General features: G+C 42.2%; 21 protein-coding genes and 1 pseudogene. 8 read left to right on the top strand and 14 right to left on the bottom strand.

Going from position 1 to position 23,634, the window contains the following annotated elements:
* Positions 1 to 28: 28 nt before the first annotated feature.
* The 4 genes from glgD to P9989_RS20855 all read right to left on the bottom strand — a co-directional run bounded on the left by glgD (position 29) and on the right by P9989_RS20855 (position 4,726).
* Complete coding sequence (gene glgD / locus P9989_RS20840; RefSeq protein WP_283076752.1) at positions 29 to 1,135, bottom strand: glucose-1-phosphate adenylyltransferase subunit GlgD; 1,107 nt, start codon at positions 1,133 to 1,135, stop codon at positions 29 to 31.
* 13 nt (positions 1,136 to 1,148) lie between these two features.
* Positions 1,149 to 2,309 (bottom strand): glucose-1-phosphate adenylyltransferase, encoded by a 1,161-nt coding sequence (locus P9989_RS20845; protein ID WP_283076753.1) that lies wholly within the window; start codon positions 2,307 to 2,309, stop codon positions 1,149 to 1,151.
* Positions 2,299 to 4,188 (bottom strand): 1,4-alpha-glucan branching protein GlgB, encoded by a 1,890-nt coding sequence (glgB, locus tag P9989_RS20850; protein ID WP_283079007.1) that lies wholly within the window; start codon positions 4,186 to 4,188, stop codon positions 2,299 to 2,301. The genes P9989_RS20845 and glgB overlap by 11 nt, the downstream gene beginning before the upstream one ends.
* 226 nt (positions 4,189 to 4,414) lie before the next feature.
* Entirely contained in the window at positions 4,415 to 4,726 is a 312-nt protein-coding gene (locus tag P9989_RS20855; RefSeq protein WP_283076754.1) for a YrhK family protein, read from the bottom strand.
* Between the two features lie 147 nt (positions 4,727 to 4,873).
* On the opposite strand from P9989_RS20855, the gene P9989_RS20860 reads away from it, so the two are divergent.
* Positions 4,874 to 5,902, top strand: coding sequence for an LLM class flavin-dependent oxidoreductase (locus P9989_RS20860; protein ID WP_283076755.1), 1,029 nt, complete (start codon positions 4,874 to 4,876; stop codon positions 5,900 to 5,902).
* A 3-nt stretch (positions 5,903 to 5,905) separates the two neighbouring features.
* On the top strand, positions 5,906 to 6,622 hold the full coding sequence (locus tag P9989_RS20865) for a 3-ketoacyl-ACP reductase (RefSeq protein WP_283076756.1): 717 nt from the start codon (positions 5,906 to 5,908) through the stop codon (positions 6,620 to 6,622).
* 57 nt (positions 6,623 to 6,679) lie between these two features.
* Here P9989_RS20865 and P9989_RS20870 read toward each other — a convergent pair whose 3' ends face one another.
* The 3 genes from P9989_RS20870 to P9989_RS20880 form a co-directional block, all read right to left on the bottom strand.
* On the bottom strand, positions 6,680 to 7,498 hold the full coding sequence (locus tag P9989_RS20870) for a carbohydrate ABC transporter permease (protein ID WP_283079008.1): 819 nt from the start codon (positions 7,496 to 7,498) through the stop codon (positions 6,680 to 6,682).
* A gap of 54 nt (positions 7,499 to 7,552) precedes the next feature.
* A complete protein-coding gene (locus P9989_RS20875; protein WP_283076757.1) occupies positions 7,553 to 8,446 on the bottom strand; it encodes a carbohydrate ABC transporter permease in 894 nt (297 codons plus the stop codon).
* A gap of 89 nt (positions 8,447 to 8,535) precedes the next feature.
* Entirely contained in the window at positions 8,536 to 9,876 is a 1,341-nt protein-coding gene (locus P9989_RS20880) for an ABC transporter substrate-binding protein (RefSeq protein WP_283076758.1), read from the bottom strand.
* Between the two features lie 339 nt (positions 9,877 to 10,215).
* Here P9989_RS20880 and P9989_RS20885 point away from each other — a divergent pair, with 339 nt between their 5' ends.
* Positions 10,216 to 10,644 carry an SRPBCC family protein gene (locus P9989_RS20885; RefSeq protein WP_283076759.1) on the top strand — a complete coding sequence of 143 codons (429 nt, stop codon included), beginning with the start codon at positions 10,216 to 10,218 and terminating at the stop codon, positions 10,642 to 10,644.
* Positions 10,645 to 10,690: 46 nt separating this feature from the next.
* Here P9989_RS20885 and P9989_RS20890 read toward each other — a convergent pair whose 3' ends face one another.
* From P9989_RS20890 to P9989_RS20905, 5 genes and pseudogenes are all read right to left on the bottom strand, one after another.
* Positions 10,691 to 12,085 carry a hypothetical protein gene (locus tag P9989_RS20890; RefSeq protein WP_283076760.1) on the bottom strand — a complete coding sequence of 465 codons (1,395 nt, stop codon included), beginning with the start codon at positions 12,083 to 12,085 and terminating at the stop codon, positions 10,691 to 10,693.
* The gene (locus tag P9989_RS20895; protein ID WP_283076761.1) at positions 12,086 to 12,784 is read right to left on the bottom strand and encodes an ABC transporter ATP-binding protein; all 699 of its coding nucleotides are present in this window, start codon (positions 12,782 to 12,784) and stop codon (positions 12,086 to 12,088) included.
* A 133-nt stretch (positions 12,785 to 12,917) separates the two neighbouring features.
* A pseudogene (locus P9989_RS21755) lies at positions 12,918 to 13,025 on the bottom strand (class D sortase); the annotation flags it as partial.
* A gap of 39 nt (positions 13,026 to 13,064) precedes the next feature.
* Entirely contained in the window at positions 13,065 to 14,585 is a 1,521-nt protein-coding gene (locus tag P9989_RS20900) for an alkaline phosphatase (RefSeq protein ID WP_283076762.1), read from the bottom strand.
* A 275-nt stretch (positions 14,586 to 14,860) separates the two neighbouring features.
* Positions 14,861 to 16,156 (bottom strand): globin-coupled sensor protein, encoded by a 1,296-nt coding sequence (locus P9989_RS20905; RefSeq protein ID WP_283076763.1) that lies wholly within the window; start codon positions 16,154 to 16,156, stop codon positions 14,861 to 14,863.
* A 179-nt stretch (positions 16,157 to 16,335) separates the two neighbouring features.
* Here P9989_RS20905 and P9989_RS20910 point away from each other — a divergent pair, with 179 nt between their 5' ends.
* The 5 genes from P9989_RS20910 (at position 16,336) to P9989_RS20930 (ending at position 21,794) form a co-directional block, all read left to right on the top strand.
* On the top strand, positions 16,336 to 17,004 hold the full coding sequence (locus P9989_RS20910) for a response regulator transcription factor (protein WP_283076764.1): 669 nt from the start codon (positions 16,336 to 16,338) through the stop codon (positions 17,002 to 17,004).
* Positions 17,005 to 18,375 carry a sensor histidine kinase gene (locus P9989_RS20915; RefSeq protein ID WP_283076765.1) on the top strand — a complete coding sequence of 457 codons (1,371 nt, stop codon included), beginning with the start codon at positions 17,005 to 17,007 and terminating at the stop codon, positions 18,373 to 18,375. It abuts the gene before it with no gap.
* 73 nt (positions 18,376 to 18,448) lie between these two features.
* Complete coding sequence (locus P9989_RS20920) at positions 18,449 to 19,477, top strand: ABC transporter permease (RefSeq protein ID WP_283076766.1); 1,029 nt, start codon at positions 18,449 to 18,451, stop codon at positions 19,475 to 19,477.
* Positions 19,477 to 20,127, top strand: a complete 651-nt coding sequence (locus P9989_RS20925) for an ABC transporter ATP-binding protein (RefSeq protein WP_283076767.1) — start codon at positions 19,477 to 19,479, stop codon at positions 20,125 to 20,127. The genes P9989_RS20920 and P9989_RS20925 overlap by 1 nt, the downstream gene beginning before the upstream one ends.
* A 293-nt stretch (positions 20,128 to 20,420) precedes the next feature.
* Positions 20,421 to 21,794 carry a M28 family peptidase gene (locus tag P9989_RS20930; protein WP_283076768.1) on the top strand — a complete coding sequence of 458 codons (1,374 nt, stop codon included), beginning with the start codon at positions 20,421 to 20,423 and terminating at the stop codon, positions 21,792 to 21,794.
* 70 nt (positions 21,795 to 21,864) lie between these two features.
* Here the strand turns inward: P9989_RS20930 and P9989_RS20935 are convergent, their stop codons facing one another.
* On the bottom strand, positions 21,865 to 22,326 hold the full coding sequence (locus tag P9989_RS20935; RefSeq protein ID WP_283076769.1) for a hypothetical protein: 462 nt from the start codon (positions 22,324 to 22,326) through the stop codon (positions 21,865 to 21,867).
* A 225-nt stretch (positions 22,327 to 22,551) separates the two neighbouring features.
* On the bottom strand, positions 22,552 to 23,589 hold the full coding sequence (locus P9989_RS20940) for a TDT family transporter (RefSeq protein ID WP_283076770.1): 1,038 nt from the start codon (positions 23,587 to 23,589) through the stop codon (positions 22,552 to 22,554).
* Between the last annotated feature and the right edge of the window lie 45 nt (positions 23,590 to 23,634).

Raw genomic sequence — 23,634 nt, forward strand, 5'->3', positions numbered from 1 at the left:
TAGCTTCAGACAGTTCCCTCCCGGAAATCTACATGGTTTTACGTTTCGCTAACACAAAGGGCTTTTCTGGGGCACCAATTAACGTACGTCCCTGCGAGATTTTGCAATCCTTATCTAAAATAACATTTTCAAGCACTGCGCCACTTCCAATTTCACAGCGCTGCATAATGATTGAATTTTTCACAACAGCCCCTTCTCCTACCTTAACTCCTCGGAATAGAATACTGTCTTCTACCTCACCATCTACTAAACATCCATTTGCCACAAGCGTATTTGTAACATGTGAATTCGGTGAATACTTCGCAGGGGCCTCGTTTTTCACTTTTGTAAAAATCGGGGAATCTTCTTTAAATAATTCACTATGGTTCGCTTCGTTAAGTAGGTTCGCACTGTGGCGATAATAGCTCTCAACAGAGTTGATCAGCGCATGAACACCATTATACTCATAGCCATGAATATGAATATCAGGAAGCTTTGCCTTGATTCCATCCAGAAAAAAATGTGAGCTGCCGTGTGCAATCCCCTCTTCAATCAACTTGTGCAGGAAGTTTTTATCGATCACATACATATCCATGTACACATTGGTATTCTGTTTATCATTATGGATAGCGGTAACCCTTTGGTTTCCATCAAAGTTGAGCTTATGAGCGAAATTATGTTCCGGATATAGCTCTTCTACACTTTTATAAATGACCGTCACATCAGCATTCGATTCTTTATGAGCCTCCAGAACATCTTGATAATTGATGTTACATATATTCTGTGATCCAGATACTAGAATGTAGTCCGCGTAAGTGCGATGAATAAAATCAATATTATTATGAAAATGCTGAAGATCACCGCGGGAAATATCAGTCGGGTCGTTCCAATCTGGTGGCAAAATAAACAATCCCCCACGCTTACGATCTAATTCCCATGCCTTCCCCTGTTCCAAGTGGTCCATTAAAGAACGATATTTGCGTCGAGTGAATACAGCTACCGACTCAATCCGTGAATTCGTCATATTTGAAATGGCAAAGTCAATCATTCGATAACGCCCCGCAAAGGGAACCGCTGCTCCACACCTGAAATAAGTGAGCTCCTCAAGTACATCTTGTTCATGATCTAAATTAATAATGCCGGCCATACGATCCATGAGATTCTCCTCCTTAATTATTGGCTGCATAACTGGTTGCCATGACACTCCCTTCATCTGCAATTAACGTGATATCACTTTCAGGGGATGGGTTTCCGATTACAGCATTATCCTCAATCACACTGCCCTCTGAAATAATAGACCGATAGATTTTTACATTTTTACCGATTTTCACATTAGGCATAATCACTGAATCTTTGACAATCGATCCTTCATTCACATGTACTCCGTAAAATATAACCGACATTTCGACCTGGCCATAAATGCGACAGCCTTCATTGATCAAAGCTCCGCGCACTGAAGCCGCAGGAGATATATATTGGGCAGGCTGGTTGGGGTTCTTTGAGTAAATTCTCCACGTTTGGTCACTCAAATTGAGCTCAGGATTTGATTTTAGAAGATCCATATTGGCTTCCCACAAGCTTTCGACTGTACCAACATCTTTCCAATACCCTTCAAATGTATAGGCCATTAACCTCTTCTGATCAGCAAGCAACGCAGGGATAATATCTTTTCCAAAATCGTGAGAGGAATGACTTTTCTCCTCATCCTCGATCAGATACTTTTTCAAAACTTCCCAGCGAAAAATGTACACTCCCATGGAAGCGAGGTTGCTCATCGGATACTCCGGCTTCTCATCAAACTCTGTAATCCGCCCCTGGCCATCTGTATTCATAATGCCGAAGCGGCTGGCTTCATTCCAGGGTACTTCAATGACAGAGATGGTCGCATCCGCTCCACTGCCACGATGGTAGTCAAGTAATTCTCCATAATCCATTTTATAAATATGATCCCCGGACAGGATCAGGACGTGTTCAGGTTCATATTGATTTAAAAAATCGAGATTCCGATAGATGGCATTGGCTGTTCCGGTGTACCAGCCGCCTCCCCCTGACCGCATATATGGAGGAAGAACCGACACTCCTCCATATTTTCGATCCAAATCCCAGGATGAGCCGATTCCAATATAATTATTTAATATTAGCGGCTCATATTGCGTCAGGACCCCAACGGTATCGATTCCAGAATTGGTACAGTTGCTTAATGGAAAATCGATAATTCGGTACTTGCCTCCGAAATAAACGGCAGGCTTAGCGATTTTCTTCGTGAGTGATTTTAACCTTGTACCTTGACCACCAGCTAATAGCATAGCTACGCATTCTTTACCTTGCATGGGTATCCTCCTTTGATTTCGATATACATTTTAGAAAACTTACAGCTAATGGCGGGATCCTCATGTGAATGTGATAATCCTGCCCTTGCCACGACTGCTTTGTCGTTTCAAGCTTAAGGCCATTCGTTTGTCCTGATCCTCCGAAATGGATTGCATCACTTGAGAAGATCTCTTTATACGTACCATTTTCCGGCACCCCTACTTTATAATCGTGATACACTTCTGGAGTAAAATTACAAACAACCACAAGCTGATCATTGGGCGATCGGCTGTTGCGGACAAAAGATAGAATACTTTGCTCAGTATTGTGCGGATCTATCCAGGAGAATCCCTCCTGCTCATGATCAAGTTCCCAAAGAGCAGGCATTTCCTGATACAACTGATGCAGTTGCTTCATATAATTGAAAATAGACTTATGTGATTCATAATCCAAAAGTTCCCAGTCCAGGTCATCCATATCCTTCCATTCATCAAATTGCGCGAATTCACTCCCCATGAACAGCAGCTTTTTGCCTGGATGGGCGTACATATAAGCAAGAAATAAGCGCAGGTTGGCGAACTTCTGCCAATAGTCGCCCGGCATTTTATTAAGCAGCGACTTCTTCCCATGAACTACCTCATCATGGGAGATAGGGAGTACAAAGTTCTCTGAAAAGGCATAATAAAGCGAGAAGGTCATTAAATGATGATGATGCTTTCGGTGAATCGGATCCAACTGCATATATTGAAGCATGTCATTCATCCAGCCCATATTCCACTTATAATTGAACCCGAGTCCCCCTGTGTATGTAGGTGCGCTAACAAGCGGCCACGATGTAGATTCCTCCGCCATCATCAACACATGGGGAACCTCATCAAAGATGGCTTCATTCATTTTTTTCAGGAATTCGACCGCCTCCAAATTCTCTCTTCCTCCATATTCATTAACTTCCCATTCGCCGTCTTCTTTGCCAAAGTCCAGGTACAACATGCTGGCTACTGCATCAACTCTCAAACCATCCAGATGAAATTCTTTCAACCAATAAATAGCATTTGAGATGAGAAAACTCTGAACCTCATTTCTGGCAAAATCAAACGTCAATGTTCCCCACTGAGGCTTTTCTGCCTTTTTCACATCAGCATATTCATACAAAGCTTCGCCATCAAACCGCCTTAGCCCGTGCTGATCTTTGCAAAAGTGCCCAGGCACCCAATCAAGAATCACCCCGATTCCATGTGCATGACACTGGTCCACGAAATACCGGAAATCATCCGGCGTCCCATACCTTGAAGTGACAGCATAGTAACCAGTAGCCTGGTAGCCCCAGGAGCGATCAAATGGATGCTCTGTCAAAGGTAAAAGCTCAATGTGCGTGTACCCAAGCTCCTTCACATAAGGAATCACCATCTCTGCATAATCACGATAATTGTAGTAAATCTCCGTCTCAATATTTTTCCATGATCCTAGGTGAAGCTCATAGATAGACAAGGGAGATTCATAGACATTCATCCCTTCCCGCCGCTTCATCCATTGCTCGTCGTTCCAATGATAAGCACCAAGAGGATGCACAACCGATGCTGTACGAGGACGAAGCTCACTTGCAAAGGCATAAGGGTCTGCCTTTAACTGTAAATGCCCGTGAGCTGTTAAAATCTCATACTTATACAGGGTGCCTTTGGTTAACTCAGGAATAAACAAACACCATAATCCGTTATCATTCAGCTTTTCCATGGGATGCCGTCTGCCATCCCACTCATTAAACATCCCTACGACACTTATCTTTTCAGCATTCGGGGCCCATACCATGAAGCGGACGCCCTGCTTTCCTCCTACTGTCATCAGATGTGCACCGAGGAGCTGATAGCTATAACGAAGATTTCCTTGATGAAACAAATACATATCATGATCAATAGCTGTTTCGTCTACCACATCTTCACTCCCCTATTCATATGCTAGAATTTCGATAACATAACTACTGTTTTTATGTGTACTATAAGCATAAAAGGTTCTAAGGACGATTACAATTAAATTTTTCAGAAGACTTTGTCAATTTATGATGAATTTTGCCTGACCATAAAAAAAGTGAGGAAAAAGTCTTTGACTCTTCCTCACTTACACATAACGATTATCGTTTCCTCTCATATTCTTCTTCATAGTGTTTCCTCAGCTGAAAGCGGTGGAATAAACGAATAGTGGGACGAATTAACATTTGCAGACTTCCTAATACAAATAATGTCACGCCCCAATCCTTTAACGCTTCAAAGTAAAAGAATATACTGCCGATTAAGAACCATATGCCAAGCAAGAAATCATTAAGCGTATATAAAATGTCATAACCTTTTTTCACGAACAAATCATGATTCCCCATTTTTATATCTACATAATCCTGCTTGCTGTCCGTTTGGGCGTTAGCGGTTTGTTCCTTACGTGTTGGCATGGATATCGCTCCTTTTTCTGACCTCTGTGTAGTATTTTTCCTCATCCACGGCACAATAAACTTTTTAAAAGCAGGATATTTTGAGACTCGAATGTTCATTGATAAGATAAAGTTGTATTCAAGTATTTAAAGAAGGAAGATGAAAACATGTCGGATAAATACGCACAAAATCAAATAGAAAGCACACCGTTTTCCGTGCTCGATCTGGCCCCCATCACTGTTGGAAATACAGCATCTGACGCCTATAAAAATACGATCGATCTAGCTCAGCATGTAGAACAATGGGGATTCAACAGATACTGGCTGGCTGAGCATCATAACATGCCGTTTATCGCAAGTTCTGCCACCTCTGTCATTATTGGACACGTTGCGGCTCATACAACAACAATGCGTATTGGGTCTGGTGGAATTATGCTGCCTAACCATGCTCCTCTTGTTATTGCAGAGCAGTTCGGTACATTAGAATCCTTGTTCCCGGGAAGAATTGATCTTGGTCTTGGTCGAGCACCTGGCACAGATCCAGTTACCATCAGGGCTCTAAGAAGGGATTCTAGAAGCGACGGTCATGATTTTCCTCAACAACTAGAGGAACTGCGTGCTTACTTTGACCCTGAACTGCGGTCTGAAACCAATCGTGTGAGAGCAGTTCCAGGGGATGGCCTGGATATTCCGATTTGGTTATTAGGTTCAAGTGGTTTCAGCGCACAGCTCTCGGGTCAGCTTGGCCTGCCCTTCTCATTTGCCAGTCATTTTTCACCAAATAATACAATGGCTGCCCTGGATTTGTATCGTCGCAACTTCACTCCATCAAAAGCGCTCGATGCCCCTTATGCTATGTTAGGGGTCAATGTAGTAGCGGCAGATACAGATGAGGAAGCTGAATATTTAGCAACTACTCTACAGCAACAATTCTTAAATATCATCCGAAATCGAGAAATACCGCTGCAGCCGCCTGTGGAAAACATGGACGAAGTCTGGACGGAGTATGAAAAGGCTTCTCTCCAACAACAATTAGGAGCCACCATTATCGGCAGCAAAGAAACGGTGAAGCAAAAGCTACAATCGTTTATTGAGGATACAGCAGCAGATGAATTGATGATCACTTCGCAAATCTACGATCACCAGAAACGCCTGCGTTCCTATGAAATTTTGTCCGAGATTAAGGAGGAATCATAATTCATGCAATCACTACAAGGAAAAGTTGCTTTAATTACCGGAGCCGGCCGTGGAATCGGCCGGGCTACCGCGATCGCGTTAGCGGAAGAAGGTGTACATGTTGGACTGGTGGGACTAACTGAAGCGAATATAGAAAACGTTTCAGCTGAACTTGAACATACCGGTGTAAAGAGATCCGTAGCCCAGGGGGATGTGTCTGACATTGATTCTGTAAATCAAGCCGTTAGAAAAGTTTCAAGTGAGTTAGGCCCCGTCGACATCCTGATTAATAACGCAGGAATTGGTAAATATGGAGGCTTCATGGATTTAAACCCTGAAGAATGGGAAAAAGTGATTCAAGTTAACCTGATGGGAACGTATTATATTACAAGAGCTGTTCTGCCAGGTATGGTGGAAAGAAAAAGCGGAGACATTGTTAATATATCTTCTACCTCAGGTCTAAGAGGAACTCCAAATTCAAGTGCTTATAGTGCGTCAAAATTTGGTATTCTTGGTCTCTCCGAATCGTTAATGCAAGAAGTCAGGAAACATAATATTCGTGTGAACGCGATCACACCAAGTCGCGTAGTTACCAACTTTTCAGGGCAATATCAAGAACACGAGGACACAGATCACCTTATGCAGCCTGAAGACTTAGCTGAATATATCGTTTCACAGCTCAAACTTAACCCGCGGACCTTTGTTAAATCTGCAAGTTTGTGGGCTACGAATCCTTTTTAAAAAAATAAACTCCGTCAAGGCGTCTATAAAGTCGCATTGACGGAGTTTTATATTAGTTTACCCTTTGATCGCTCCCTCCGTCATTCCTTTAGCTATACGCTGTTGGAAAATCGCATATAGAATAATAACAGGGACGATAGCAATGGTTAAACTAGCAAAGAGGGTGCCCCATGCATTCGTGTACTGGGCTTCACTGCTAATGAAATCAATAGCCAGTGCCAGCGTGTAATTTTCTTCTGTTTGAAGAAAGATAAGTGCCATAAAATATTCATTCCAAAATTGGATCGCGTTCATAATGGTAACGGTAATGATCCCCGACATCGAAAGAGGGGTAATGATTTTCAACAGTACCCCATAGGGAGAAAGACCATCTATAGCCGCTGATTCCTCCAGTGACTTCGGAATTGTACTCATAAAACTCGTTAATACAAAGATCGTGAAAGGAAGCTGACTTACGGCGTAAACAATTGCCAGTCCATATATATTATCAAGCATATTAAAACGAGCCAGTAAAAAGAATAGTGGAATCCATCCTAATACCATTGGAATCATCATGGCTGAAACATACAGGGTGAATAATAATTGACTGCCACGGAAGCGCAGACGTTCGATAGCGTAGGCTGTTGGAATTGCAAGGACCAGCGTTAACAAAGCACCTACGACCGTGACAATCAAACTATTAAATACGCTGGTATCAATATTGTATTCTGTCCAGGCCGTCGTAAAATTTTCCAGATTAAGAGACTTTGGCAGCCCCCACGGGTTTGCATAAATCTCGCCATTTGATTTAAAGGAACCAATAAACATCCATATGATTGGATAAAGCACAGCAAGCGACCATAGAACCAACGGAATTCGAATTCCCGTTCTCTTCATGATATGCCCTAAACTACTACGTTTCACATTCTCCCCTCCTTCGTCTCGATCACCTTAGTATTCTACTCTCTCACGACGCATAAAGAATTGCAGGATCAACACGGTAACTAGGGACAAGATTAAGATCATAACCCCAATCGCTGCGCCATAACCAAAGTTATATTGCACAAAGGCCTGTTCGTATAAATAAGACCCCATAACGTGAGTAGAATTATTAGGGCCCCCGCCCGTCATGATCTGAACGATAATAAATGACCCATTTAATGTGGTAATCACGATGTAAAGAATAGAGATTTTGATTTGCGGCCAGACAAGCGGCAAGGTTACTTTCCAAAACTGCTGCCATTCATTAGCACCGTCTATTTCCGCTGCTTCATAATAACTTTTTGAAACATTAGCAATCCCGCCCATAAGCATTAGCATGAACAAACCAATCCCTGCCCAGACAGATGGAATTACTAAACTAGGGAGCGCCCATTTTTCACTCCCTAACCACGGCCGGGCCCAGTCTTCTAATCCGATAAACTGCAGTCCGGAATTAATCAGTCCCAAGCTTGGATTGTAAATGAACGTCCATAGAATCCCGATCACAACGACTGACATGATGTTAGGGAAGAAGAAAACAATACGGTAAAATGGTGCTTCCTTTATCTTTAACTGTGTTAAGGCAACAGCAAAGAAAAGGGCCAACACCATAATTCCCAGCACTTTCGCTGCAACGAGAAAATAGTCATGAACAATGGTCATAGGGATGATCTCGTCATTTATTAGTTGTATGTAATTGCTAAATCCAATAAACTCCTTGTCCTGTGAAGCACCAGACCATTCAAAAAAGGAATAGTATAAGCCACTGAACAATGGATATAAAGTAAAAATAGAGAACATCACAAAGGTTGGAATTAAACAAAAGGCTAAGAACAGATACTTTTGTTTTTTAGATTGTACCACCTTAATCCCCTCTTTCTTTGGAGATATAAAGAAGTATGGAATATAAAGACAGCAGCCCCTATATTCCATACCGTAAACATCTCACTTGCTTACTTACTGTTTCGATACTCAGCAGCAGCTTCTTCAGCCTGTTGGCAAAACTCTTCTGCTGTAATATTGCCAAGCATTAACGACACTAATGCATTACTAATTGGTGTTTCCAAATCGGCACTCATTGGATGTGGTTTTTGATAGATTTGAACTTGCTCTGGATCGTTTATCATCGCATTTGCTTCGATAAGGTAACTTGGAACATTTTCATTCTCGGACAAATCCACACCATTGATGTTCATAATCGCTCCCGTATGTTCAGAGAATAAAGTTGCATACTCTTTCGTAAATACAAAATCCACAAAGGCTTTCGCAGCTTCAGGGTTATCCGCTTCCTCAGCAATCGCCAGTGGACGCAAGTCAGGAACTACCGCAAAAGGCTCGCCTGCATCCTGCATGGGGGAAGGAATAAATCCATATTTAAAGTCTTCCGGCTTATCCTTCTCCATTTCATTTGGCAGCCAAAACCCTACAGGAATAAATGCATTTTTATGAAGAAGGAAGTTCATTTGGGATTGGGTATGATTCAAAGCCCCAAATCCTTTATCGATATAGCCCTCTTTCTGCATTTGTTCCACTTTTTTCATAACCTCAAGAACAGGTTCACTCGTCCAGGCACCTTCCTTCCCTGTAATAACGTCTTCAAGGAGTTGATCTCTGCCGGCTGCTCCAAAGGCAGGGTATAACATCCCACGAAGGAAGTAGTAAGGGTGTTGTCCAGTTGTCACAAACGGGGCGATGCCCTCGCCTTCTTTAATATCCCCCATTGTGCTCATAAAGCTCTCAAAGTCAGTTGGCACCTTGTAACCTTCTGATTCGAACCATGCTTCATCATACCAGGTTCCCCAAGTATCAAAGACTAGTGGTAAAGAATAGATTTCCCCATCATATTTAGCCGGATCTACAATAAAACTTTCTAAAATAGGTTTACCGTCAACCTCAACATCCTTCACCCAATCGGTTAGGTTCATAAGCTGACCGTCCTCAACCATCTGTGTTTCACTGGAGCCAGCCCCATCGATATAGACAACATCAGGCGGATCCCCTGAAACCCAGCGCGATCTCATCTCTTCGTTTATATTTGGACCGGCATGCTCCGTTACGGTTACATCAGGATACTTTTCTTTGAAATCTGCAATAACCTCTTTCCACCAGGAGTCTCCATATCCGCCGACAAAATACTGGATTTCAAGCTCGCCATTTACCTTTCCATCGTTCATAAGCTCACTGTTCTCCCCATTAGAAGACGCTTCTTCATCTGATGAACAGCCTACAACTAGAATTAAGCTAAGTATTGCTATCCACCCGAACAAAACAGGACCTTTGAATACCTTCTTCAAGTTGCTTCCCCCTTTGATTAAATTAAATATATGAAACGCATCAACCCTTCATGCCGTGGTTAATGTTGTTTCCTAGCGAACTGAACATCCATTTCACTGGAGATTCACCACTCTACTTTTCAACGAGCAGCTAATTCATCTAAGTTGTTATAAAGCGCTTTCATAATATTTTAAAAAAATTAAGTTGCTCTAATCATAGTCTTACTGAACTATTTTGTCAATAAAGTGACAGATAATTAGAAATTTTATTTCAGTATAGTTTATTTTACTTGGTTCGATTTTATTACTCGGGTAATGGTAACATGAGAACTAAATAACCTATTAAAGGAGAATAGGCATATGAATGAAAAGGTAAAAGCAGTTGTCACTCACCCCTTCACTCAATCGCCAGAGGAAATTTTCAAGGCTTGGCTAGACCCTGAAATTGTAAAAAAATGGATGTTTCCTAATGGAGATGTTGGCCGCATCGAAATAGATCCACGAGTGGGGGGCAGCTTCTCTTTCGTTGACCATCGAGACGGTATGGCAATCGATCATCGTGGAGATTATCTTGAAATTGGATACCCTCATCGGATTGTGTTTACATGGGGAATTCCAGAAGATTCACCTGACAAAGATCGAGTTGAAATCAACATAGCGCCCACAGATAGTGGCAGCAAACTTACCTTGACTGTGGAGATGGATCCGAACTGGGCTGACTACATACAGCCTACGGAAAAGGCGTGGTCCATGATGCTCAATTCTATGGATGAAGTCCTGAATCAATAGAATTAAAAGCTTCTGTACAATCCCTTCTTTTGATCAGAAAGGGTTCTTAATCAGAAGCTTTTATATATTTCCCGATCCATGGCAATAAAAGAACAGCTAACATGATCGGCGCAAAATAGATTCCCAAGCCCAGGAACACATAACCAGCAAGTTGGAGGAAATCATTTTTTTGATAATTTAGTCTTTGTACTTTGTACATTCGCTCCCTAATTTGTTGAAGAAGTTCATATACGGCTAAAAACATAAATCCAATAACTTGAATGAATAGGCTTATCCCCAGACCTGAGAGCAACCAAGTGGTTATGAAAAAAGTGATGGCTAGTAAACTTACTCCTGATACCGCCCATTTGAAATACGTCGTCTTCCAGCCTTTTTCCTCAATCGGAAGGATGCGGAGAATTGGCTGCTGATGAAATTGTTCTTCAAACAAGCTCACAGCTACTTCAATATAAATAAACAAAGCGATAGGCGTTGTAATCCATAACATCCATTCTACCTGTATCGGTAAAATCGTAAGGATGACGATACAAGCGACAATGGTGATCCCTATATATTTAAACTGAGACTGTAAGTGGTTTCTCCAAAGCCTATGATATAGGGAGTAAATGTTTGTGAATCGCTGCTTCGCCCGACGACTCCGCAAGTACGTCTGCAAGATACCATAACGTTTCGGCGGCTTGATTTCTATATTGGTCATTTTCCCGATTAGCTTAATATTCCAAACCTTAGCATCGTTAACACTGATAACTTTAGCCCAATCGACATGTCGTAATACATTGGGCAATATATAGAAGTTGACTCCTATCAAGACGATACATAGCATAACTCCCACAATGAAGCCACTCCAGCCTGCCACTATAATTAAAAAGCGAAGGCTGCCAACGATTATAAAAAGGAGCACAATGATGAAAAGTTTTTTCCACCGTGAGATCGAATACATCTTCCAATGAACCATCATGGTTAACAAGAAAAATAGATTATATATGGCCGCCACTTTTAATAGAAACAGAAGTGAAAACGGTGTGATGATCCCTATTAAACTACCTGTGGTAAAGGAAACAATACCATGAACAAGTCCCCGTTCCACTACTATGAACCAAAACAAACCATGCTTAGAATGAGTGAGCAGGCTCATCTTTAATTCAGATGACGTAAACAAAACCCCAGGATGAAAGAAGGACTGACTGCATGCCCGGAGCAACACGGCGAACGGCAACAACCATAGCCAATAACCGAAGGAACTTTGCCAGGTTTCAACCAATGGTAGGAAACCCTGCAGCCACTCATATATCGCAACCAGCATGATACCTGTGTAAATGGTTAAATAGAGGGCAAGTGTCCAATCAAAGTTTAAGCTAAACGCCTGCTTATACAAGTTACGTTTCTTTCTGGCCCGCTCCCCTCTGACCCATCTATAAACAGTCCAAGTTGAGGATTCCATTTATGGGTGCCTCCGGTCGAGTTCATGAAATTCCTCAACAGCTCCTGTTGAAGATACAGCGCCATCTTTTAACATCACAAAATAATCAGCCAGCTCACGTACTTTGTCCAGTTGGTGTGTGGTTAAAAGAATGCTTGTTCCGGCCTTTTTTAGTTCTACTAATACTCTCTCAAGATATGCCCCCGCATAAACATCAAGCCCCATAAATGGTTCGTCAATAAGAAGCAGCGGAACATCAGGCAGCAAAGCACAGATTGTTTGCGCCTTTTGCCTCATCCCTTTTGACAAGGACTCAGGGTAATCGTCTAATTTATCCGTTAACTCAAATGCTTCACTATATTGATCCACCTTTCTTCTAAATGAGTCATCTGGTATGTTGTAACTCTTTTGATAAAGTTGAAAATGCTGATAGACGGTTAACTCGCTCATTAACAGTGGCTCCTCTGGAATATAACTGAATTGGCGCTTATATTCGGAAAACTGATCGTCTTGACCGACTCCAACAACTGATATTCTCCCGGCCGATTTTTCTTGTGAACCAATAATAGCTTTTATTAAGGTGGACTTTCCCGCTCCATTATGTCCGACTAATGCCGTAATTGTTCCTTGAGGGATTCGAATAGAAACATTCGCAAGAATAGAATGTTCCCTTATATTAACATCACATTTGTCGACTTCTAACACGTTCAATTCATTCATGCTTAAACCCTCCCAGGCACGACCTTTTCATTATATACGATTAAGGACGTGCTTGGTTTCATCCAGACGGAAGGTTAAGAAAGATTTCGTAAAAAGCCAGCCGCTCCCCATGAGAGGCAGCGGCTGGCTTGTTTCAACCTTTATCCACTTTGGCTTTACTAATCAATCCAGCTTGAACAATATACCGATCAGGAGCCGGACAAATATAATCAAAAGGATAGCATGTGGTGAGCGTTAAGGTGATCTTTTTCATAATAAGGTCACCTTTTTTGCTGAAATATTAATGAACAGACTTTTTCCGGAAAAGGATCATACCACCTGCGCCAAGGAGAAGTGTTCCAAGGATAATTCCAGCAGGGTAGTTTGTCGCCGTATCAGCTAGTTCCCCACCTTCACTTCCAGAAGGAGACGCACCTAAGATTTTGAAAATATTCTCCGCTTGCTCGGTATTATCAATATGACCGGCAAACATGTCTGAGCCAGGTCCATACGCGTAAACAGGAACATCTACTCCTGTATGTCCACTGGTCGTCCAGCCAGTTCCAGATCGTTCGTTAAATATTTTCTCAATGGCGTTATCAACTTCGGTCAAACGGTCTTCTTCAGATGAGGTTTCCAAGGCCTCTTTTATAGCTTGGATTTCATCAGATTTTAACTCAAAATCAATGTTTTCATTCAATGTTGCTTCCACTTCTGCTCCTTCTTCCACTATTTGTTGAGCCATGTAATCAGGAGTGTGCTGAGCTGCCTTAATGACGTCGGTATTCCACTTATACGGCCCGCCTTCACCAATGGAAAAACCGCCAGTAGAGTGGTCAGCAGTAGCCACAACCAATGTATGTTTATCTTTCTTAGCAAACTCAATTGCTTCCTGGAATGCTTTTTCGAAATCTTCCATCTCACTCATCGCAGCCACAACATCATTGTCGTGACCCGCCCAGTCAATTTGGCTGCCCTCTACCATAAGAAAAAAACCATCTTGGTCCTGACTTAACGTTTCCAACGCTTCCGAAGTCATTTGTTGAAGCGAAGGCTGCTTTTCAGGACGATCGATTGCCTTATCAAGACCCACAGGCGCAAATAATCCTAACAACTGATCACTTTCGTTACTCATTAAACCTTCTGTAGAAGTTACGTAATTATATCCATTTTTCTGAAATTCCTTGGCCAGGTTACGGTCATCCCGCACAAAGTAGTCCGTACCGCCTCCGAGGAGAACATCCACTTTATGTTCGCCATTAATTAAATCATCATAATAATCATCAGCAATTTTATTATAGCTTTGACGAGAATTTTCATGTGAACCAAAGGCTGCCGGTGTTGCATGTGTAATTTGTGAAGTAGAAACGAGTCCGGTTGCCTTCCCTTTTTTCTTCGCTACTTCAAGCACTGTTTGGGTATCTTTCTGTTGTAAGTCAACAGCAATTGCCCCGTTATAGGTTTTCACTCCGGAGGACATAGCAGTTGCCGTAGCAGCAGAGTCCGGGATATTTTCCTTTTCATCATCAGGACCGCCATCGAAGTGAGGATCATATGAATATGTTGATTGCATGCCTACTAAATGTGGGTCAAAGGCAGTCTGTTCCATCTTCTTCGTATCCGGATTGTCTTTTAAGTATCGATAAGCTGTCGTATAGGCAGGACCCATACCATCTCCAATTAAGAAAATAACGTTCTTAATTTCCGGGTTCTTTTCTCCTTCCGCTTCCACCGGCTCTGCAGTCATCCCAGTGGTTGTCCCAAAGATCATCGATGATAACACCGTCACCGAAAATACCTTTCTCCAAATACTCTTTTTCATCGTTTCTCCCTCCCAATGATATAATTTAACCACATCTAACGTATCACTCATTTGTAAACTGGAGAATAAGAAATAGTTAAAAATTTACTAATCGTTATTTTGGTACAGTATAATTGTTTCAATATTCAATTAATTAATTGCATTTATTAGGAAAAATGAACCAAGTATTAACAGGTTGTGCCGACTTTTTACACAGGACGCCAGAGCAATTATGGATCTACACTAATAGGAGGCATCAAAAAGTGACCCTTTACCAGGGTCACCTTCAGATCATGCTATTCAGTTATTTCTGGTAACTGTTGGGATGAGGCAGCTACTTGCGATACTGCATCATTAATTTCCTGGATCACTTGAGAAAAACCTTCAAGTTCCTGTTCAATGCCTGAATTATATTGTTTGTTTTTAGCCATCGCCTCTACAATCTCAGTGAAGAAGTGGTTGGTTTGGTCCATTTTATCAGTGCCCTCCGTGATTAATTGGTCAATATCAAGCACATTATGGGAAACATTGTGAATCTGGCCATTTGTTGATTGAATAAGCTTAGAAACCTCGGATACAGAAGACTTTGTTTGCTCTGACAATTTCCTCACTTCATTCGCAACCACTGTGAATCCTGCCCCATGTTCCCCTGCGCGGGCTGCTTCAATCGAAGCGTTTAGTGAAAGCAGGTTTGTTTGCTCAGCAATGGAAGAAACGATGGTGACAATTTTACTAATCTCCTCCGCAACGCCTTTTAAAGATTCCATCTCGGTTGAAATGTTCTTGATGCTTTCCTTAATATGGTTCATTTGCTGTTGCTGTAGTTCAAGCTGCTTCTTTCCCTCAGAGGATTGATGTTCAACGTCTTGCGCAACTTCAGTTCCTTTTTTAGAATCGGCTAAAATTTTCTCCGATTGATCCGTTAACTGTTCCGTAGAGGCACTGGCTTGCTGAGAAATAGCCGCCAACTCCTGAGACATCTGCTCAATTCTGCGGTAAGATCGCTCTTTTTCTTCTGCATCCTGTGCCCTTATTCGTAAGTTTTCTTCTTCAAATAGCTCCAGTACGATTTGCTGCTCCAAATTTAAGATTTTTGTAGCCGCACGGACCGCTTTACTAAAATGAATCTGATCCGTTATCTCCTTTTCTAAAATTCCAATTAAGGAGAGCAGTAAGTCTTGAAACGCACACATGTACCATTTGGGCTGCAGACCGATGTGAACATGAACCGCAGCAATACGCTTTCTTGTTTCGACAAAATTAGTATCAATCACACCGTTAAACATCTCTTGAATATGTACAGTCAGTGTCTGCTTAAGCCGCTCTATTGAACTATGTTCGTTAATGATCGTCATAAGCGATTCCTGATGCGTAAGGTTTTTGTAGAATTGGTTGACAATTTCATGAATGTTTTTTGAAACGAACGGTTGCAGAGCTTTCAATGTAGACAAATCGTTGGTCGTTAAATCAACCATTTTAAGCTGTTTATCTAGATCAGAGCCTCGCTCAAGCTGGATCAATCCTTTAACGTCTTCATCAAATGAAAAAGATGGCTGCTTCTCTTTTGTTTTTATGGCAAAAAGTTGGAACATGGTCATCCTCCTATTGTTTCTATGCTGCTTTTTATATCGGCCAAAATCCCTATCTATTAAATGTGAAAAATCATGAACAAGAGAACAATAAAAAAAGAAACAGAGGAGAATAAATGAATGTACATACAGCTCTGATATAATCTAAGTACTAGCTGACATATAAAGATTGAGGTGATTAGATGATCAGAATACTAGTCGTTGATGATGATACTCATTTGCGGAAACTCGTACGTGTTCATCTAGAGCAGAACGGATACAACGTTCTTGAAGCAGCTGATGGAGCAGATGCTTCAACCAAGCTCGAAAACCATACGATAGATTTAACCATCGTGGATCTAATGATGCCGAATAAGGATGGCTTTCAACTGTCAAAAGAGATAAGAGAAGTTTATGATATTCCGATCATTATTTTAACAGCAAAGGACAGTCTGTTTAATAAGGCAAAAAGCTATAAAGCAGGTACGGATGATTATATGGTGAAGCCGTTTGAAGAGGATGAGCTGCTATTTCGTGTCCAAGCCATTCTTAGAAGGTTCAACCGTGTCAGTTCACAAGTGATTGAGTTGAATCGAACAAAGCTCGATAAGCGTTCATATGAGGTGAAACAGGGTCCAAAAATTACCATCCTTCCCTTAAAAGAGTTTGAACTACTGTACCAGCTCGGCAGCTTTCCGAACCGGACATTCACAAGAGAGGAACTCATAGACAAAGTTTGGGGATTAGAATTTGAAGGAGACGATCGAACTGTTGACGTTCATATTAAACGGTTACGCCAACGATTCAAAGATTCTGCCGACTTTTCGATCAAAACAGTGCGTGGGGTTGGATACAAGTTGGAGGAAGCATAAATGAGGACACTTTATTTGCGAATTGTCGTTGTTACTTTGTTAATTATGCTGGTTAGCAGTGTGATCGCCTTTATTGGGGCGAATATTTACTACCAGCAGGTTCTAAAACCTGCCAATGACGCCAAAAACACTGAAATTGCAAAAGACATTGTTCAGCTTTATCATGATACCACTTTACAAGCTGATACTTTTTTCAAGCAAACCGCTGAACTAAGCTATCAATTTTACTTAACGGATGGAGAAGGGAGCGGCACCTTTTACGGAGCTCCTTTTCGTGATCAATCTCTCTCTAATGAGTCTATAAACAAAGTTCTCAGCGGCGCCACGTACCACGGGATGGAGAATTATCCCGGCCAAACCTTTGTTACCGGATTTTTCTCAAACGAATTGACGAACAGCATTGGGGTGCCGGTCGAGATCAACGGGGAGACACATGCATTGTTTATGAGACCTAACATTGAGCAGCAGTTCAATGAGATCCACATCTTGCTTGCCGTGCTGCTCGTATTTACAATTCTGTTGAGCATGGTTCTTGTGCTGTTCAGTACCCGTTACATTGTCCGCCCAGTGAAAGACTTAACGGACGCGACTGAGAAGATTGCTGATGGACAGTACTCGATTCGGTTAAAGCAAAACCGTAAAGATGAGATCGGAACACTAGCGAAATCGTTTCATTCCATGAGCCGTAAGCTTAAGCGTGTGGAGAATATGCGTCAGGAGTTTGTCTCAAATGTTTCCCACGAAATCCGCACACCCCTTTCTTCCATGAAAGGCTATGCGAGATTGCTGCGCTCGTCTTCCCTCTCAACGAAAGAGCGAGATCATTACTTGCAGGTCATCGAATCGGAAAGTACACGACTTTCGAAGTTGAGCAGACAGCTGCTCACACTGGCAGCTCTTGATAAGGATACGATCATCGATCAGCACGATGCTTTCAAGGTAGCTCCTTTATTGCAGCACCTCCTTCAACAAACACGCTGGTTGTGGGAATCCAAAGATATCGCTGTCAGCCTTGAAGCTGAAGATGTTTCTTACAACGGTAGCGAAGAACTACTTTACCAGGCTTTCGAAAATCTTTTGACAAACAGTATCAAATACACGTCGGAAGCAGGCGAAATAAATATGACCGTAACCAAATACAAAGAAGGAATTCAATTTACCATTGAAGATAACGGCATCGGGATCTCTTCTGAAGATCAGGAGAAAATGTTTGATCGTTTTTACAAAGCGGATGCATCACGAGGCCAGCAGAAAGACAGCAGCGGACTCGGCCTGTCGATTGTTAAAAAGATCATTACCCTCCATGATGGCGATATCACCGCCAAAAGCCAACTCAATAAAGGAACAATATTTACTGTGACCCTTCCTTAATGACTTGTTCATCTTCCGTTCATACTTCCCTTTTATGATAAAAGAGAAGTCATGAAAAGGAAGGTGATTTTTTATGTTTCTAGCATGGAAAGAAATGCGCTATGCAAAACTCAGATATGTATTAATTATCGGCATAATTACGCTTATTACAGCCCTTATTCTCTCGATCTCAGGACTTGCGAATGGCCTGGCTGTCGATAATGCCTCCGCCATAAAAAGTATACCAGCCGAAGCTTATGTTGTCGAAGCGGCTGACAAACATCAGCTGGAACGATCACAATTAGCTAAAGCAGATATTGAGGCGATTCAGCGAGGTTCCCTGCTTGGTATGCAGATGATCGAAATAAAGCAGGATGGCGAACCATTGAATGTTAGCTTATTTGCCTTCGATCAGGTGAGTAAATTCATGCCCGAATCGAACGGTGTTTCCAAATTGGAACCGTATGAAGTGCTGGCAGATCCCAGCCTCAAGCAACAAGGCATAAATATAGGTGATTCCTTCACATACAACGAAACGACATGGACGGTGAAAGGCTTTACTAAACAACGATATAGCTACGGGCATACTCCAGCACTGATCACTGGGTTAGACACCTGGCAGTCAGTTTTTGACACGTATCAGGCAGTCTTGTTTTCAACAAAGGCCTCGAAAGATCTTCCTGCATCGGTCGACGCCGTCCAAAAGGAAGATATCCTTGCTAATGTCCCAGGCTATTCAGCTGAACAAGGATCATTGACCATGATGGTAACTTTTTTACTCATTATTTCAGCCATCGTTCTCGCAACCTTTTTCTATGTGATGACCTTGCAGAAGCTTCACCAGTACGGTGTGCTGAAAGCCATTGGAACTAAAGTACGTATCCTGCTAAGTGCCCTCTTTGCCCAAATATCTATGTTGTCAGTAGTTGGGATTGCTGCAGGGGTCGCCCTTACCTATGGACTGACCTTGATCATCCCAGGAGGCGTACCGTTTGAGTTGTCGATCGGAATGATTTTGTTCAACAGTGGACTTATTTTACTTATGGCGTGGATTGGATCCCTCCTATCCTTTAGAAGTATCTCTTCTGTTGATCCACTAGAAGCTATCGGGAGTGTGAAATGATGAGTGAAATCTTAGAATTGGACCATGTATCGAAGAAATATGAACAAGGAAACGAAACGATCACTGTATTGAACCATGTGTCCATGAGCGTAAGGACAGGTGAATTCGGAGCCATTTTGGGACCATCTGGATCTGGTAAAAGTACACTGCTGTCGATCATCGGGGCGTTAACCAACCCTACGGGGGGCGAAGTGAAACTAAGCGGACGAAATGTCCATCACCTTTCAAAAAAAGAACAGACCAACTTGCGCCTTGAGGAAATTGGCTTTATTTTTCAAGGTGCGAACCTAGTCCCTTTCTTAACCGTGAAAGAACAATTACAACTCATCGGTCAACTCATTCATCAGAAAAATAAAATTACGAAGCGCGCGGAAGACTTGCTTACCCATCTCGGCTTAACCGAGCGCAGCAGCCATTACCCTGAACATCTATCAGGAGGAGAACAACAACGTGTTGCCATCGCTCGTGCCTTGATGAATCAGCCAAGCCTTATTCTGGCAGATGAACCGACCGCAAGCCTCGACCGTGATCGAGGAAAATCAGTAGTCAACTTGCTTGCTAACGAGACGAGGAAACGAAACATCGCTACAATTATGGTGACCCACGATGAAGCTATGATCAAAAATTGTGATTGGGTTTACCGGATGTGAAGACTCTTGAAATGTGTAGAACACAAGAGGAGGGCCCTCAAACCGGCCTTCCTTTTTTTGAATCCAGAAAAATGATTCATTGGTAGCATGATCATCGTTCTCCCCTCTGTTATTTAAAAATTTCCAGATCTATTGTCTCATCCATTCGACATATCCGTATAAACCTCTACAACCAATATTAGGAAATAAGTGTGCATCTCAAGAGAAAGCTCTCTCTTTATTCGATTTGCCAAATTTTGAAAAAATGGAATAATGACATTAGTAGATTTTCATTACACGAGGAGGAATAAAGAATGCCTAAGAAACTGCTTACCTTTTTATTAGCTGCTGGGTTGGTAGTAAGTTCAGTACCTTTAACCGCAACTGCGTATGAACATACTCCCAACAAGAATGCAGATCATGCTTTTGACAATAAGGTGATAAAGAAAATTGACGTGAACCGGATGTACAACCATATTGCCTTGCTTTCGGAGAACCCCCGCGAAGCAGGAACACAAGGAGAATATGAAGCTGTTCAATATATTAAAGATGAATTTGAGAGCTATGGATATGATACGGAGATTCAACCATTTACGTTTCAAGAATGGGACGGCGGCACTTCAACTATTTCCATCAATAGCCAAGAGTTCTCAGGTGACGTCCATACTTTCAATGGCTCTATAAATACCAGTGTGGAAGCACCTCTAGAATATGTAGGTTTAGGAGCCCCCGAGGAAGCAGGAAGTGAAGTTAAAGGGAAAATCGCATTAATCGAACGAGGAACTTATACTTTTTATGACAAGGTACAAAATGTAATGGAAAATGGGGCTGTCGGTGTCATCATGTTTAATGGTGAAGGCCAGTCAGGTAACCATTTTGGCTATACGTATGATGGACAAGACATCCCTGCCGTTGCAATTAAACGGGAAGCGGGGCTGGAACTTGTCGAACGTTTGAAAACGGAAGAGGTAAATGCAACCTTAACGGTTGAAGATGCAGGACCGATCGATAAAACCTCCTACAATGTCATTGCAACGAAAGAACCTCACAAGAAAAAGGATAACGGTCAGATTGTGATGATCGGGGCACACCATGACTCTGTAGCAGGAGGGCCAGGGGCCAATGATGATGCCTCAGGCGTATCCGCCGTATTAGAACTCGCTAAAATTATGGCAAAAACGCCAACGGACACAGAACTTCGCTTCATGACATTTGGAGCAGAGGAAAAGGGGCTTGTCGGTTCTTATCATTACGCTAGCACTTTAAGTGAAGATGAAGTTGAGCGTACTGTGGGGCACTTCCAAATGGATATGGTCGGAAGCCGTGATGCGGGAGAACTGATCATGTTCACACCTGATGGCCAAAAGAATCTCGTCACAGATTTAGGCGCTGCAGCCGGAGCCAGGGTTGCGGAAGTAGTTGAATACGGTCAGCTTGGGCGAAGTGACCACGTTCCATTCTTCCAGCGCGGCATACCAGCAGCTCTATTCATTCATGCGCCACTTGAGCCTTGGTACCATTCTCCACAAGATACTCTAGATAAAATCAGTAAAGAAAAACTTCAAGAAGTAACAGAAATTGTCGGGGCCGCTGTTTACCAAATTGCCCGACCTGATACCCCCGCACTTGAGAACGCAGCGGTTGCTCCTGGGCCTGTCCATTATAAATTCGATGACCGGCCACTATAAATTCTATCGAGCCAATCTTCCTTTTTGGGAGATTGGCTTTTACATTCCTATATATGAAAAGGGTGGATCATTACTCGGTACCCACCCACTTCCTCACTATTATTCTCACAAGAAATCCGACTGCTACACCAGGAATCACGGAAAGGATGGGCAGCCAGATTGGCCCCCACAACACACCAAGCACCCTCGTCCCTGAAAACATAGTCCCGACCGTTACAAAGTAAGCAGCAAATACAAAAGGGAAAAAGGAGAAAGCAGTCCTGCCGCCTCCCGCATCCTTATAGGCATCCCACATCGCAAAAAAGTATAAACATGGATAGAACATCAGCCAGCCATAATTTGCTTGCTCAATCGCCTCTTGAATCTGACCACGGAAGCTTAACAGGATGACCTGGTTAAAGTTAGCTTGAACATTAATGATAAACTCAAGTGCTATGAAGAGAATCCCCTTCACGTATTTTCCATTTAGCAGTTGGCCAAACCCCGGCAGGGCAATACTCCAGAACAGTTTCTCAATAGAATTTTTCCCCATTCATAAGCATCCTCCCTCGTCATTCATTCTCCTTTTCAAAATCCCTCCTGATACACCCGTTTTTATAAAAAATAAGGTTGCTGCCATAATCACACCATTTTGACGTCACATAAAAAGATATTATGTAGTCTGCTGCATTTCGTTGAGATTATTCTTAAGGTAAAAACCATAATAAAAAGGCCCCTGATATACTGGGACCTGTGAGCCATCAGCCTGCAAAAAGGTTTAAATAGCCTTTTCATTCATTTTTTCATCAAGAATACCCAACTTCGAATCAGCCCAGAGGAAAGTTTCTATAATGAGAGCAATTAGAACAATCCATGCCCAAATGGCTAAAAATGATTCGTGGAAGTTATACATAGCATTCATATAATGAGGATTACTATGCATAGTCATCGAGAACGCGTAAAACATGCCAAACGTAAAATTTCTTGACCACTGACTAATATTGTACGTAAACAGCCCTTTCCTCCAGCCTAATTGGCGAATTCGCTTTACTGCCCGTATTGCTTCTAACGATTCAACTACAATAAGAAGGGCAAACACAACTAACCAGAAGATCATCAAAAACAAGGAAGTCCCTGCATCAGCAGACACAAGTGCCAAGCCTGTAATGGAGAGCGCCCCATGAATAATGCAATTCGTATTAGTCCAATGGTCAGCTAACGTCCATTCCGCTTCACTTCCATAACGAACAACAATTAATGTTACACCACACAAATAAAAGATGAACCCAAGCCCTATCACTATATTGATCAAAGATTGTGGTATAAAAGAAAACAAATTAATCCAGGCAATGACCACAGACTGGGTAGCCACTGTCGATAACAAAACGACTCCATGAATAGCATGACTCGTAGGACGCGCCATTAACTCTTTAAAATTATAGGCACAGCTTAGTAGAAAAACGACCCACAAAAGAGTGTTTACAGCTGCGATGGTTTGCACGACCAGAATCGTCGCAGGATAATACTTCTCTATCACATTACACAGGACAGATATCCCTGCGATCCACGTCCCCATCGTAAAGGAGTTTACCGGATTCCTTAAAAAAGGAATCAGGAAATTCCGATCAAAAAATTGCCTCGTCAAACCCTGATAAATGCTAATCCCTACTATACCAAGTCCAGCTGCAAGTATCCCTCCCAGCACTTGATGTAAAAAAGGAAAAGCATTGATCGGGGCAAACAGGAATATCCCGATCGCCATGACAATTGCCCCAGACGCTGGATTTATTGTTTTAGAATTTCTTCTGCGAACCATGATCGTTCCACCCGCTTCTGTCTTTAATCCATTCCTTCATTATAC

The organism is Halobacillus naozhouensis, assembly GCF_029714185.1.
GTDB lineage: Bacteria > Bacillota > Bacilli > Bacillales > Halobacillaceae > Halobacillus_A > Halobacillus_A naozhouensis.